Below are 14,034 nucleotides of genomic sequence, written 5' to 3'. Positions count from 1 at the left end.
GCTGCGACGCTTAGATGTTGGCGTCGAGGAAAGCAGCCAGTTGCGACTTCGACAGGGCGCCGACTTTGGTCGCTTCAACGTTGCCGTTCTTGAACAGCATGAGCGTCGGGATACCACGTACGCCGTGCTTGGCCGGGGTTTCCTGGTTCTCGTCGATGTTCAGTTTGGCAACGGTCAGCTTGCCTTTGTAAGTCTCGGCAATTTCGTCCAGAACCGGAGCGATCATTTTGCAAGGGCCGCACCATTCAGCCCAGTAGTCGACCAGTACAGCGCCTTCGGCCTTGAGTACGTCGGCTTCGAAGCTAGCGTCGCTAACGTGTTTGATAAGATCGCTGCTCATGGAATTCTCCAGGTTGTAAGCAAAAAAACGTGGCCCATCATATCCGCCCCGCTCCGGTTCAGGAAGCCGCAGATGATTGAGTCTTGCTATGGTGCCTCATGAGTTTGGGTATAGCTCAAGTCAAGCGCTGGCGGGAGCAATGAAGGCGATTCCGGTGCGCAGTGCGGCGTTGCGCACGTGTTCCTGCATGGCTTTTTGCGCTGCACCCGAGGCACGCCGGGCCAGCGCGCGAAGGATCTTGCGGTGCTCCTGCCATGTTTCCATGGCGCGTTCGGCGCGGATGAACGGTAGTTTCTGACTCTCCAGAAAGATCTCGGCGCTGGCGGTAAGGATGCTCAGCATCGCCTGATTACCGCTGGCCAGCAGGATTCGTCGGTGAAATTCGAAATCCAGCTTCGCCGCGGCTTCGAAGTCGGCGCATCGCAATTGCTCGCGCATAGCGGCGACATTGTCTTCCAGCGCATCCAGATCAGCTGTGCTCAACGTCACCGCCGCCAGCCCCGCCGCGAAGCCTTCAAGGGCATAGCGTAATTGAAAGATATCCAGCGGCGAGGCCTGCGCCGCGAAGGGCCAGCTCCCGGCACTCTCCCCGCGCGACAAATCCACCGGCGACTGCACGAACACACCCTTGCCCGGCTGAATGCTGACCAAACCCAGCGCGCTCAGCGATGACAGCGCCTCACGCAACGACGCCCGGCTGACGCCCAGTTGAAGCGCCAGATCACGTTGCGACGGCAAGGCATCGCCCGCGCCGAAGCCCTGTTCGGTGATCAATTTGCGGATCGCTTGCAGCGCCACTTCGGGCACGGCGCGGGAGATCGAGTTCATGATTTTCAGACGTACCAGACCAATATGCGGCTAGTTGTAAAGCTATTCGCCGAGTCCGGCAAGTCGTGCCCCAGCGGGGTTCGGCGAACCTGAGCGATGCGCTATCGCAGTGCGAAAAACAACCTGACTGTTCAGACCAGTAAGACCGAGCAAACCCGCTGAAACTGCGGCGTGCCGGGACGAAAGCTGCGTATTGGCACGGCCCATGCTCTGTCCGATCGCAGAAAATACTTCCCGCCGATCCGGAGATTGTCCATGACCCTGCGTTACAGCGCCCTCCTCGCTTCCCTGTTTGCCGGCCTGTTGTTGTGCCAGGCGCCCGCTCACGCCGACGGTCTCGACGACGTGGTCAAACGCGGCACGCTGAAAGTCGCCGTGCCGCAGGACTTCCCGCCGTTCGGCTCGGTCGGCCCGGACATGAAACCCCGCGGCCTGGACATCGACACGGCGAAACTGCTGGCCGATCAGCTCAAGGTCAAACTCGAACTCACCCCGGTCAACAGCACCAATCGCATCCCCTTTCTGACCACCGGCAAGGTCGATCTGGTGATTTCCAGCCTGGGCAAGAACCCGGAACGCGAGAAAGTCATCGACTTCTCGCGCGCCTACGCACCGTTCTACCTCGCCGTGTTCGGCCCACCAGACGCGGCGATTACCAGCCTCGACGACCTCAAGGGCAAGACCATCAGCGTCACCCGTGGCGCCATCGAAGACATCGAATTGAGCAAAGTCGCCCCTGAAGGCGTGACCATCAAGCGCTTCGAAGACAACAACTCGACCATCGCCGCCTACCTCGCAGGCCAGGTCGACCTGATTGCCAGCGGCAACGTGGTGATGGTCGCCATCAGCGAAAAGAACCCGAAACGGGTGCCGGCGCTGAAAGTGAAGCTCAAGGATTCGCCGGTCTACGTTGGCGTTAACAAGAACGAAGCGGCGCTGTTGGCCAAGGTCAACGACATCCTCAACACCGCCAAGACTGACGGCGCGCTGGAAAAGAACTCGCAGACCTGGCTGAAAGAGCCGCTGCCGGCCGATCTCTGATCGACTGCGCGGGAGAACCTCATGGCTTATCAGTTCGATTTCATGCCGGTGGTGGAAAACACCGACCTGCTGCTACGCGGCGCGCTGTTCACCCTTGAGCTAACGGCCATCGGCGCACTGCTTGGGGTGAGCGTGGGCATTGTCGGGGCGCTGGTACGGGCGTGGAACATCCGTCCGTTCTCGGCGATTTTCGGCGTCTATGTCGAGTTGATCCGCAACACGCCGTTTCTGGTGCAACTGTTTTTCATCTTCTTCGGCCTGCCGTCCCTCGGTGTGCAGATTTCAGAGTGGCAAGCAGCCGTGCTGGCGATGGTCATCAACCTCGGGGCGTATTCGACCGAGATCATCCGCGCCGGCATTCAGGCGATTCCGCGTGGGCAACTGGAAGCCGCAGCGGCACTGGCGATGACGCGCTTCGAAGCGTTCCGCCACGTGGTGCTGCTGCCGGCGCTGGGTAAGGTCTGGCCGGCCCTGAGCAGTCAGATCATCATCGTCATGCTCGGCTCGGCGGTGTGTTCGCAAATCGCCACCGAGGAGCTGAGCTTTGCCGCCAACTTCATTCAGTCGCGCAACTTCCGCGCTTTTGAAACCTACGCGCTGACCACGCTGATCTATCTGTGCATGGCGCTGCTGATCCGCCAATTGCTCAATTGGCTCGGCCGTCGCTACATTTCCAGGAGCAGCCAATGAGCGACTTCACGTTCTGGGACATCCTGCGCAACCTGCTCACCGGCCTGCAATGGACACTGGCATTGTCGCTGGTGGCGTTTATTGGCGGCGGCATCGTCGGGCTGCTGATCCTGATCATGCGCATCTCGAAAAACACCCTGTCGAGCAATATCGCCCGCACCTGGATCGAGCTGTTCCAGGGCACGCCGCTGTTGATGCAACTGTTTCTGGTGTTCTTCGGCGTGGCGCTGGCCGGGATCGAGATTTCGCCGTGGATGGCGGCGGCAGTGGCCCTGACCTTGTTCACCAGCGCCTATCTGGCGGAGATCTGGCGCGGTTGCGTCGAAGCCATTCCCAATGGCCAGTGGGAAGCCTCATCGAGCCTGGCGCTCAATCCGCTGGAGCAATTGCGCTACGTGATCCTGCCGCAAGCGCTGCGCATTGCCGTGGCACCGACCGTGGGTTTCTCGGTGCAAGTGGTCAAAGGCACCGCCGTGACCTCGATCATCGGCTTCACCGAACTGACCAAGACCGGCGGCATGCTCGCCAACGCCACGTTCGAACCCTTCATGGTCTACGGCCTCGTTGCCCTCGGCTATTTCCTGCTCTGCTACCCCTTGTCCCTCAGTGCGCGCTACCTGGAAAGGAGACTGCATGCCTCTGCTTAGAATTTCCGCCCTGCATAAATACTACGGCGATCACCACGTCCTCAAAGGCATCGACCTCAGCGTCGAGGAAGGCCAGGTGGTAGCGATCATCGGCCGCAGCGGCTCGGGCAAATCGACCCTGCTGCGTACGCTTAACGGACTGGAGTCGATCAATGACGGCGTGATTGAAGTCGACGGCGAATACCTCGACGCCGCCCGCGCCGACCTGCGCAGCTTGCGGCAGAAAGTCGGCATGGTGTTCCAGCAGTTCAACCTGTTCCCGCACCTGACCGTTGGCGAAAACGTCATGCTCGCGCCGCAAGTGGTGCAGAAAGTGCCGAAGGCCAAGGCTGCCGAACTGGCGCGCGAGATGCTGGAGCGCGTCGGCCTGGGCGAAAAGTTTGACGCGTTCCCGGATCGGCTGTCCGGCGGGCAGCAGCAACGCGTGGCGATTGCCCGGGCGTTGGCGATGTCGCCGAAAGTGCTGCTGTGTGACGAGATCACTTCGGCGCTGGACCCGGAGCTGGTCAATGAAGTGCTCGCCGTGGTTCGGCAACTGGCCAAAGAAGGCATGACGCTGATCATGGTCACCCACGAGATGCGCTTTGCCCGTGAGGTCGGCGACAAACTGGTGTTCATGCACCATGGCAAGGTGCATGAAGTGGGGGATCCGAAAGTGTTGTTTGCCAATCCGCAAACGGCAGAACTGGCGAATTTCATTGGTACGGTTGAAGCGGTGGCCTGAAAGAGCCTCGGCGTCTGTAATGTCTTTTTCGCTAGCAGGCTAGCTCCCACAAGAGAGCGCATTCCAATGTGGGAGCTAGCCTGCTAGCAAATGACCGCGTAGCGGTCACCAGCATTCTTGTGTCAGATCAAGGGTTTGAACCGTGCGCGTTGGCGTCAGCCGTTGATCGTGGCACGATGTCGGGGTTATCGACCGAGACCCCCTGACCATGCCGCAATCCAAAGCCAAGAATCTGTCCCTGATCGCTGCAATCGACTTGGGCTCCAACAGCTTTCACATGGTCGTGGCCAAGGCCCAGAACGGCGAAATCCGTATCCTTGAGCGCCTCGGCGAGAAAGTGCAACTGGCCGCCGGCATCGACGACCAGCGCCAGCTCAACGAAGAGTCGATGCAACGTGGCCTCGATTGCCTCAAGCGCTTTGCCCAACTGATCAACGGTATGCCGCTGGGCGCCGTGCGGATCGTCGGCACCAACGCCCTGCGTGAAGCGCGCAACCGCCTCGAATTCATTCATCGCGCCGAAGAAATCCTCGGTCATCCGGTGGAAGTCATCTCCGGCCGCGAAGAAGCGCGCCTGATTTATCTGGGTGTGTCGCACACCCTCGCCGACACCCCGGGCAAGCGTCTGGTCGCCGACATCGGCGGCGGCAGTACCGAATTCATCATCGGTCAGCGCTTCGAACCGTTGCTGCGTGAAAGCCTGCAAATGGGCTGCGTCAGCTTTACCCAGCGCTACTTCAAGGACGGCAAGATCACCCCGGCCCGTTACGCCCAGGCGTACACCGCGGCGCGGCTGGAGATCATGAGCATCGAACACGCCCTGCACCGTCTGACCTGGGATGAAGCCATCGGCTCCTCCGGCACCATTCGTGCCATTGGCCTGGCGCTGAAGGCCGGCGGCCACGGCACCGGCGAAGTGAATGCCGAAGGCCTGGCCTGGCTCAAACGCCGACTGTTCAAGCTGGGCGATGTCGACAAAATCGATTTCGATGGCATCAAGCCCGACCGTCGGGCGATTTTCCCGGCAGGCCTGGCGATTCTCGAAGCGATCTTCGACGCCCTCGAACTGCAACGCATGGATCACTGCGACGGCGCGCTGCGTGAAGGCGTGCTCTACGACCTGCTTGGCCGCCATCATCACGAAGATGTGCGCGAACGCACCCTGACGTCACTGATGGAGCGCTACCATGTCGATGTCGAACAAGCGGAGCGGGTCGAACGCAAAGCCCTGCACGCCTTCGATCAGGTTGCCGCGGACTGGCAGCTGGATGACGGCATCTGGCGCGAACTGCTGGGCTGGGCTGCGAAAGTGCACGAAGTCGGCCTCGACATCGCTCACTACCACTATCACAAGCACGGCGCGTATTTGATCGAACACTCTGATCTGGCCGGGTTCTCCCGTGAAGACCAGCAGATGCTCGCCCTTTTGGTGCGCGGCCATCGCCGCAATATCCCCAAGGACAAGTTCGCCGATTTTGGTGCCGACGGCGACAAGCTGATCCGCCTCTGCGTGCTGCTGCGCTTTGCGATCCTGTTCCACCACATCCGTGGTACGCAGGCGATGCCGCAGGTGGTGCTGCATGCCAAAGGCAATAACCTTGATGTGGAATTTCCGCAGAACTGGCTGGATGAGAATCAGCTGACTCAGGCGGATTTCGGGCTTGAGGCTGATTGGTTGACGCGGGTGGGGATTGTTCTCACGGTTCACTGAGTATTGGCTGGGCGCAAAAAAGGCGATCCTTCTGGATCGCCTTTTTTATTGGATTCGACTTGAGGCCGGAGGTGAACCGCCCCCTCACCCCAGCCCTCTCCCGAGGGAGAGGGAGCCAATTTGCGTGACTTTCGAATCCTCAGTTCGACTCGATATCTCAGGTCGGTGCAAATCCTTAGGCACTTCTGTCAGCTCCCTCTCTCGAGGGAGAGGGAGCCGATCTGCGTGCTACTCAAACCTGAGTTCGGCTCGATAGTTGAGGTCGGCGTAGCTCGACCATTCAGCTCGGTCAGTCCCCTCTCCCTCGGGGAGAGGGTTAGGGTGAGGGGCTTTTGACTTTCAGCTCTCAACTGCTCACGGGCAGAATCGGGCTACCCAAACGCTCCAGCAACGTCGCCTGTGCACTTCTCGGGTTCTGGTTACCGGTTGGCGTGTTGCGGATGTAACGGCCATCCGACTGCAGGCTCCAGCTGTGGGTGTTGTCGGTCAGGTACAGCTCCAGCTCTTTCTTCACCCGGGTCAGCAGCTTCTTGCCTTCCACCGGAAAGCAAGTCTCGACGCGCTTGTCGAGGTTACGCTCCATCCAATCGGCGCTGGAGAGGAACATCTGCTCCTCGCCGCCATTGAGGAAGTAGAACACTCGGGTGTGCTCAAGGAAGCGACCGATGATCGAGCGCACGTGAATATTGTGCGAAACCCCGGTAATGCCCGGACGCAGGCAGCACATGCCCCGCACCACCAGATCGATGCGCACACCGGACTGGCTGGCCTTGTACAGCGCGCGGATGATCTTCGGATCGGTCAGCGAGTTGAACTTGGCAATGATGTGCGCCGGTTTGCCTTCCACAGCGAACTGGGTTTCGCGGGCAATCATGTCGAGCATGCCCTTCTTCAGGGTGAACGGCGCGTGCAGCAGCTTTTTCATGCGCAGCGTCTTGCCCATGCCGATCAACTGACTGAACAGTTTGCCGACGTCTTCGCACAAGGCGTCGTCGGAGGTCAGCAGACTGTAGTCGGTGTAGAGCTTGGCGTTGCCGGCGTGGTAGTTACCGGTGCCCAAATGCGCGTAACGCACAATCTCGCCCTGCTCACGGCGCAGGATCAACATCATTTTGGCGTGGGTCTTGAAGCCGACCACGCCGTAGATCACCACCGCACCGGCCGCTTGCAGACGGCTGGCCAGTTGCAGGTTGGACTCTTCGTCGAACCGCGCACGCAGTTCGATGACCGCGGTGACTTCCTTGCCGTTACGCGCGGCATCGACCAGCGCATCAACGATTTCCGAGTTGGCCCCCGAGCGATACAGGGTCTGGCGCACAGCCAGAACGTGCGGGTCTTTCGCGGCCTGGCGCAGCAGGTCGACCACTGGAGTGAACGACTCGAATGGGTGCAGCAACAGGATGTCCTGCTTGCTGACCACACTGAAAATGTTCTCGCTGTTCTGCAGCAGTTTCGGGATCTGCGGGGTGAACGGCGTGTATTGCAGCTCCGGATGGCTGTCCAGACCGGTGATGCTGAACAGACGCGTCAGGTTGACCGGGCCGTTGACCTGATACAACTCGGTCTCGCTCAGGTTGAACTGCTTGAGCAGGTAATCCGACAGATGTTTCGGGCAGGTGTCGGCCACTTCCAGGCGCACCGCGTCGCCGTAACGACGGGAGAACAGCTCGCCACGCAGCGCACGGGCCAAGTCTTCGACGTCTTCGGAATCGAGTGCCAGGTCAGCGTTTCGCGTCAGACGGAACTGGTAGCAGCCCTTGACCTTCATGCCTTGGAACAGGTCATCGGCGTGAGCGTGGATCATCGACGAGAGGAACACATAGTTGTCGCCAGCGCCGCCGACTTCTTCCGGCACTTTGATGATGCGCGGCAGCAAACGCGGCGCCGGGATGATCGCCAGACCGGAATCGCGGCCGAAGGCGTCGATGCCTTCCAGCTCGACGATGAAGTTCAGGCTCTTGTTCACCAGCAACGGGAACGGGTGCGTCGGGTCGAGGCCGATCGGGGTGATGATCGGCGCGATCTCGTCGCGGAAATAACGGCGCACCCAGGTCTTGATCTTGGTCGTCCAGTTGCGGCGACGGATGAAACGGACCTGATGCTTTTCAAGCTCCGGCAAAAGAATGTCGTTGAGGATCGCGTATTGGCGATCAACATGGCCGTGCACCAATTCGCTGATGCGGGCCAAGGCTTGATGCGGCTGCAAGCCATCGGCACCGGCCTGTTCGCGGGCGAAGGTGATTTGCTTCTTGAGGCCGGCGACGCGAATTTCGAAGAACTCGTCGAGGTTGCTGGAGAAGATCAGCAGGAACTTCAGCCGCTCGAGCAACGGGTAGGACTCGTCCAGCGCCTGTTCGAGCACGCGGATATTGAACTGCAATTGCGAGAGCTCGCGGTGGATGTACAGGCTGCTGTCATCCAGGCCGGGAATGGCGATCGCCGGCACCGCCGCAACGGCTTCGGTGACCGGCGCCGGTGGCGCTGGCTCCAGTTCCGGCGGGGTTTCGGTGATTTGTTCGACCACCGGCTGAGCTTCTTTTACGGCAACTTCAGTGAGTCCTTCGGTATTCATGGAATGTTCCTGGGAGGGCTATTTCTGCTCTCGTAACAATTGAGCGGCGCGGACAGCAAAGTAAGTCAGGATGCCATCAGCGCCGGCACGTTTAAAGGCGGTCAGTGATTCGAGAATCACCGCTTCGCTCAACCAGCCATTCTGGATCGCCGCCATGTGCATGGCGTATTCGCCACTGACCTGATAGACGAAGGTCGGCACCTTGAAGGCATCTTTTACCCGGAAAAGAATGTCCAGGTACGGCATGCCCGGCTTGACCATGACCATGTCCGCGCCTTCAGACAAGTCCGCACCGACTTCGTGCAGCGCTTCGTCACTGTTGGCCGGGTCCATCTGATAGGAGGCCTTGTTCGCCTTGCCCAGGTTCGCGGCCGAACCCACGGCATCGCGGAACGGGCCGTAATAGGCGCTGGCGTACTTGGCCGAGTAGGCCATGATGCGCACGTTGACGTGACCGGCAATTTCCAGCGCTTCACGAATCGCCTGGATGCGCCCGTCCATCATGTCCGATGGCGCGACAACCTGCGCGCCGGCTTCGGCATGGGACAGTGCTTGCCTGACCAGCGCATCGACAGTGATGTCGTTCTGCACATAGCCGTCTTCGTCGAGGATGCCGTCCTGACCGTGGGTGGTAAAAGGATCGAGGGCGACGTCGGTGATCACGCCCAGCTCGGGGAATCGATCGCGCAGAGCACGGGTTGCGCGCTGGGCAATGCCCTGCGGGTTCCAGGCTTCGGCAGCGTCGAGAGATTTCAGTTCCGCTGGCGTCACCGGGAACAAGGCCAGCGCCGGAATCCCCAGCTCGACCCATTTGGCAGCTTCTTCAAGCAGCAGATCAATCGTCAACCGCTCTACGCCCGGCATCGACGCCACGGCTTCGCGGCGGTTTTCACCGTCGAGCACGAACACCGGCAGGATCAGGTCATCGACCGTCAGCACATTTTCCCGCACCAGCCGACGCGAAAAGTCATCGCGACGGTTGCGACGCAGGCGGGTTGCAGGGAACAGACGATTGGCGGGGGTAAAGCTCACGGCGGACTCCTGAGCCCGCGCAAACGGGCGAGCGTGACAGTTATAGACGGCCATTATGACGAATGGATGACAGTTGTGCGTACACCGTGACATGTAGCCGCATTCCATTGTCAGTGTAGGAATAGTTCACGTCGAGACACATTTGGACACTTTCATGAATGTGTCCGAAGGGGTAGGCTGCGCGTTCATTTCGCCAGCACCCAGACAATGCTCCAACAATTTCTGCATGACTTCGGCTACTTTGCCCTGTTTCTCGGGACGTTCTTCGAAGGCGAAACCATTCTGGTGCTCGCGGGCTTCCTCGCGTTCCGTGGCTACATGGACATCAACATTGTGGTCGTCGTCGCGTTCTGCGGCAGTTATGCCGGTGATCAGCTGTGGTACTTCCTGGGGCGCAAGCACGGGCGCAAATTACTCGCGCGCAAACCGCGCTGGCAATTGATGGGTGACCGGGCGCTGGAGCACATTCGTAAGCATCCTGACATCTGGGTCCTGAGCTTCCGCTTCGTGTATGGCTTGCGCACGGTGATGCCCGTGGCGATCGGCCTGTCGGGCTATCCGCCGGGACGTTATCTGCTGCTGAACGGCATCGGCGCAGCCATTTGGGCCACCGCGCTGGCGGCTGCGGCTTACCATTTCGGCGCAGTGCTGGAAGGCATGCTCGGCAGCATCAAAAAATACGAATTGTGGGTCCTCGGCGCTCTGCTGGTATTGGGCGTGGGCCTGTGGCTGCGTCGCCGCTTCAAGAATGCCCGTCTGGCTAGGAAGATCTACGCCGACGAGCAAGCCGCAAAAGCCGCGCAGTTGCAGCAAGTCGAACTGGCCAATCCCGCCGACCCCAAGACGCCAGCCGAGTAACTCGCTAGCGGGTGGCGCCCGCCATCCCACACTGCGCACAGCAGTTTGGTTCCCCTCGAAAATCCTCGGTTCATCGTCGTCCTCTTCCTGGCGCGAGCCGAACAGTCGACCCAAATAATGAACACCCCGCCGTCGTTGCGATCCATGTAGAAAGCGCTCTGTGCATGCTGTGTCCGATGCCTGGACGGCGTGAGTCTTGAGACTGCCCCCAGCGGTCGCCCCCCATAAACCCTATGGCAACCCGCGATAAATTAGTGGACATTTAGCGCTATGAATCTGGAGAGAAAACCATGAGCAAAAAAGTTGCAGTGATCCTGTCCGGCAGTGGCGTTTACGACGGCGCCGAGATCCATGAAAGCGTGATTACCCTGCTGCGCCTCGATCAACGCGGCGCGCAGGTGCAGTGTTTCGCCCCGAACATCTCGCAATTGCATGTGATCAATCACCTGACTGGCGAAGAAATGCCCGAGTCGCGCAACGTGCTGGTGGAATCGGCGCGCATTGCTCGCGGCAACATCAAGGACATCCGCGAAGCCGACGTCGAAGACTTCGATGCGCTGATCGTGCCCGGCGGTTTTGGCGCGGCGAAGAACCTGTCGAATTTCGCTATCGAAGGCGCCGGCTGCACTGTGCAGCCAGACGTGCTGGCCTTGGCTGAAGCATTTGCCGAAGCGGGCAAACCGGTGGGGCTGATCTGCATCTCGCCGGCACTCGCGGCGAAAATCTACGGCCCGGGCGTAACCTGCACCATCGGCAACGATGCCGACACTGCCACAGCGATGAACAAGATGGGCGCCACCCACGAAGACTGCGCCGTGACCGACATCATCGAAGACAAGGCGCGCAAACTGGTGACGACTCCGGCGTACATGCTGGCTCAGAACATCAGCGAAGCGGCTTCGGGGATAAACAAACTGGTCGACCGAGTGCTCGAACTGACCCACGAGAACGACGCCTGATACCCCAGCAGCACAAAAAACCAAATGTGGGAGCGAGCCTGCTCGCGAAAGCAGGTGTGTCATTCAACTCAATGTTGTCTGATACAACACCTTCGCGAGCAGGCTCGCTCCCACATTGGATTTGTGCAGAATCAGGATTTGCGAGCAAGGCGAGTGAGGATGCGGTCCAGCGCATTGGCAAACGCCTGCTTCTCACGATCGCCGAACGGCGCAGGGCCGCCGCTCATCTGGCCCTGCTCGCGCAGATCGGTGAACAGGTTGCGCACCGCCAACCGGTCACCCATATTCTTCTCGTCGAACTCCTTGCCGCGCGGATCCAGCGCTGCCACGCCCTTCTTCACCAACCGGTCGGCCAGCGGAATATCGCTGCATATCACCAGCTCACCGGGCACCGCGTGTTCGACCAGATAATCGTCCGCCGCATCCGGGCCGCTCGGCACCACGATCAACTTGACGATGGCCAGCCCCGGCTTGGTCTGCGGCTGCCCGGCCACCAGCACCACTTCGTACTGTCGCTTGAGGGCAAACTTCACCACCAGATCCTTCGCCGCCCGCGGACAGGCGTCGGCATCGATCCATACACGCATTTTGTTTACCTCTTAAAAGCAAAAGATCGCAGCCTTCGGCAGCTCCAGGGTTTTCGGTTGGTCACAAATAGTGTGATCACCTCAATCCCCTGTAGGAGCTGCCGCAGGCTGCGATCTTTTCAGGATCACACAATCACGCAGCAGAAACCCGCTTCTTCTCCGCAACCCAACTACGCCCATACAACACAACAATCGCCAGAATCGCCACCGCCTGCGCCGCCAGCGAATACGCATCGGCGTGAATCCCCAGCCAATCGAAATCGAAAAACGGCACTGGCCGCGTACCGAAGATCCCGGCCTCCTGCAGCGCCTTGACACCATGTCCGGCAAACACCACCGACAGCGCACACAGCAGCGCGGCGTTGATGCTGAAGAACAGCGTCAGCGGCAGTTTCGCCGAACCGCGCAAGATCACCCATGCAAGCCCGACCAGCAACACCAGCGCAGTCGCGCCACCCGCCAACACCGCGTCATGCCCGGCGGGGCCAGCCTGCAGCCAGAGGGTTTCGTAGAACAGGATCACTTCGAACAGCTCGCGATACACCGAGAAGAACGCCAGGATCGCAAAGCCGAAACGCCCGCCACCGCCGACCAGACTGCTCTTGATGTAATCCTGCCAGGCTGCCGCGTGCCGGCGGTCGTGCATCCACACGCCGAGCCACAGCACCATCACGCTGGCGAACAACGCCGTGGCGCCTTCGAGCAATTCGCGCTGCGAGCCGCTGACGTCGATCACATACGCCGCCAGCGCCCAGGTACCGAGACCGGCCAGCAACGCCAAACCCCAACCGACGTTGACGCTGCGCACGGCCGACTGCTGACCGGTGTTACGCAGGAAGGCGAGGATCGCTGCCAGCACCAGAATGGCTTCCAGACCTTCGCGCAGCAGAATCAGCAGGCCGGAGATGTAGCTCAGCGACCAGCTCAAACCATCGCTGCCGAGCAACCCGGCAGACTCTTTCAGCTTCGCCTTCGCGGCGTCCAGACGCTGCTCGGCCTGCGCGACCGGCAAGCCATCCTGCAACGACTGCCGATAGGCCATCAGGGATTTTTCGGTGTCCTTGCGTACGTTGGCGTCGACGTTATCCAGCGAACTCTCGACCAGCTCGAACCCTTCCAGGTACGCCGCCACCGACAGGTCGTAGGCCTGATCGTGCTCACCCGCGCGGTAGGCTGCGAGGCTCTTGTCCAGCGTCGCAGCGGTGTAGTCGAGCAACTGCGCGGGGCCACGTTTGACCTGCGGCGGCTGCGCACGCTGAGCGCGGAAGGTCGCGGCGGCTTGCGCGCCTTCGGCGGCCTGCACTTCGGTCGGTGTCTGGCGCGCCAGATCAGCGATGTTGTAACTCTTTTCGGATTTGGCCGCCGCTGCGTCGGCACTGAACCCGGCGATGTAAGTGGCCAGATCCCAACGCTGGCGATCATCGAGCTGATCGGCAAACGCCGGCATGTCGGTGCCTTCGACGCCTTGGCCCAGAGTGCTGTAGATCGCGTACAGGCTCAGGTGATCCATGCGCACCGCATCACGCAGATTGGCGGGCGCTGGCGTCAGCCCGACACCTGCCGGGCCGTCACCGGCGCCTGTGTCGCCGTGGCACACCGAGCAATTCTGCGCATAGAGCGGCGCACCACGGGTCGGGTCCGGGGTGATGATCGGCGCCTGGCTCACTTCATACGCCACCGCCAGTTTCGCCCCCAGTTGCCGCGCTTGACGGGCGACTTCGGCACCGTCCTGCTTGGCACTGATGGCTGCATGCAATGCATCGACGCCTTGCTCCAGCGCAGCTTTCTCGGGTTTGGCCGGGAGGTTGGCGATCAAGCCTTGCAGCGCTTGGGTGAATTCCAGCTGTTCGCGGTATTCGGAGTCATCCATGACTTTGCCCGCTGCTACCGTTGGCGGGTAGTCAGCGCTGATGTAATCAAGCAGGTGCAGCGCTTGCGGCGCGCCTTCCACGGTGTCGGCCAGCAGGTTGAAGCTGCTCAGGGCGAACAACGGGAACACCAGCCAGGCCAGGAAGCGGGACGAGGCAGTCATGAATGATTCTCAA

General features: G+C 60.6%; 13 protein-coding genes and 1 pseudogene. 7 read left to right on the top strand and 7 right to left on the bottom strand.

Going from position 1 to position 14,034, the window contains the following annotated elements:
* Positions 1-10: 10 nt before the first annotated feature.
* Positions 11-340 (bottom strand): thioredoxin TrxA, encoded by a 330-nt coding sequence (gene trxA / locus IEQ42_RS19235; RefSeq protein WP_003206727.1) that lies wholly within the window; start codon positions 338-340, stop codon positions 11-13.
* 120 nt (positions 341-460) lie between these two features.
* Positions 461-1,168, bottom strand: coding sequence for a FadR/GntR family transcriptional regulator (locus IEQ42_RS19230; RefSeq protein ID WP_210704703.1), 708 nt, complete (start codon positions 1,166-1,168; stop codon positions 461-463).
* A 255-nt stretch (positions 1,169-1,423) separates the two neighbouring features.
* Here IEQ42_RS19230 and IEQ42_RS19225 point away from each other — a divergent pair, with 255 nt between their 5' ends.
* The 5 genes from IEQ42_RS19225 (at position 1,424) to ppx (ending at position 5,981) form a co-directional block, all read left to right on the top strand.
* Positions 1,424-2,209 carry a transporter substrate-binding domain-containing protein gene (locus tag IEQ42_RS19225; protein ID WP_150616818.1) on the top strand — a complete coding sequence of 262 codons (786 nt, stop codon included), beginning with the start codon at positions 1,424-1,426 and terminating at the stop codon, positions 2,207-2,209.
* A gap of 21 nt (positions 2,210-2,230) precedes the next feature.
* Positions 2,231-2,899, top strand: coding sequence for an amino acid ABC transporter permease (locus IEQ42_RS19220; protein WP_047304094.1), 669 nt, complete (start codon positions 2,231-2,233; stop codon positions 2,897-2,899).
* The gene (locus tag IEQ42_RS19215; RefSeq protein WP_042561682.1) at positions 2,896-3,546 is read left to right on the top strand and encodes an amino acid ABC transporter permease; all 651 of its coding nucleotides are present in this window, start codon (positions 2,896-2,898) and stop codon (positions 3,544-3,546) included. The genes IEQ42_RS19220 and IEQ42_RS19215 overlap by 4 nt, the downstream gene beginning before the upstream one ends.
* The gene (locus IEQ42_RS19210) at positions 3,533-4,270 is read left to right on the top strand and encodes an amino acid ABC transporter ATP-binding protein (protein WP_047304098.1); all 738 of its coding nucleotides are present in this window, start codon (positions 3,533-3,535) and stop codon (positions 4,268-4,270) included. The genes IEQ42_RS19215 and IEQ42_RS19210 overlap by 14 nt, the downstream gene beginning before the upstream one ends.
* Before the next feature lie 208 nt (positions 4,271-4,478).
* Positions 4,479-5,981 carry an exopolyphosphatase gene (gene ppx, locus IEQ42_RS19205; protein ID WP_210704702.1) on the top strand — a complete coding sequence of 501 codons (1,503 nt, stop codon included), beginning with the start codon at positions 4,479-4,481 and terminating at the stop codon, positions 5,979-5,981.
* 346 nt (positions 5,982-6,327) lie between these two features.
* Here the strand turns inward: ppx and ppk1 are convergent, their stop codons facing one another.
* Together ppk1 and hemB are read right to left on the bottom strand one after the other, a co-directional pair.
* The gene (ppk1, locus tag IEQ42_RS19200; protein ID WP_210704701.1) at positions 6,328-8,553 is read right to left on the bottom strand and encodes a polyphosphate kinase 1; all 2,226 of its coding nucleotides are present in this window, start codon (positions 8,551-8,553) and stop codon (positions 6,328-6,330) included.
* Positions 8,554-8,571: 18 nt separating this feature from the next.
* Positions 8,572-9,585, bottom strand: coding sequence for a porphobilinogen synthase (gene hemB, locus IEQ42_RS19195; RefSeq protein WP_042561686.1), 1,014 nt, complete (start codon positions 9,583-9,585; stop codon positions 8,572-8,574).
* A gap of 207 nt (positions 9,586-9,792) precedes the next feature.
* On the opposite strand from hemB, the gene IEQ42_RS19190 reads away from it, so the two are divergent.
* Complete coding sequence (locus IEQ42_RS19190) at positions 9,793-10,443, top strand: DedA family protein (RefSeq protein ID WP_210623156.1); 651 nt, start codon at positions 9,793-9,795, stop codon at positions 10,441-10,443.
* A gap of 57 nt (positions 10,444-10,500) precedes the next feature.
* On the opposite strand, the pseudogene IEQ42_RS27790 reads toward IEQ42_RS19190, so the two are convergent.
* Positions 10,501-10,637 (bottom strand): annotated as a pseudogene (locus tag IEQ42_RS27790) (sterol desaturase family protein); the annotation flags it as partial.
* Between the two features lie 96 nt (positions 10,638-10,733).
* Between IEQ42_RS27790 and elbB the strand changes: the two are divergent.
* Positions 10,734-11,402: an isoprenoid biosynthesis glyoxalase ElbB gene (elbB, locus tag IEQ42_RS19185; protein ID WP_042561688.1), complete on the top strand. Its 669-nt coding sequence runs from the start codon at positions 10,734-10,736 to the stop codon at positions 11,400-11,402.
* A gap of 131 nt (positions 11,403-11,533) precedes the next feature.
* On the opposite strand, the gene IEQ42_RS19180 is transcribed toward elbB, so the two are convergent.
* Both IEQ42_RS19180 and IEQ42_RS19175 read right to left on the bottom strand, forming a co-directional pair.
* A complete protein-coding gene (locus tag IEQ42_RS19180; protein ID WP_210704699.1) occupies positions 11,534-11,989 on the bottom strand; it encodes a YaiI/YqxD family protein in 456 nt (151 codons plus the stop codon).
* A 133-nt stretch (positions 11,990-12,122) separates the two neighbouring features.
* Positions 12,123-14,021 carry an FTR1 family protein gene (locus IEQ42_RS19175; protein WP_210704697.1) on the bottom strand — a complete coding sequence of 633 codons (1,899 nt, stop codon included), beginning with the start codon at positions 14,019-14,021 and terminating at the stop codon, positions 12,123-12,125.
* Between the last annotated feature and the right edge of the window lie 13 nt (positions 14,022-14,034).

It is taken from the genome of Pseudomonas iridis (genome assembly GCF_017980685.1).
Classification (GTDB): Bacteria; Pseudomonadota; Gammaproteobacteria; order Pseudomonadales; family Pseudomonadaceae; genus Aquipseudomonas; species Aquipseudomonas iridis.
The sequence above is the reverse complement of the archived record's forward strand: the minus strand, read 5'-3'. Positions and strand labels throughout refer to the sequence as shown.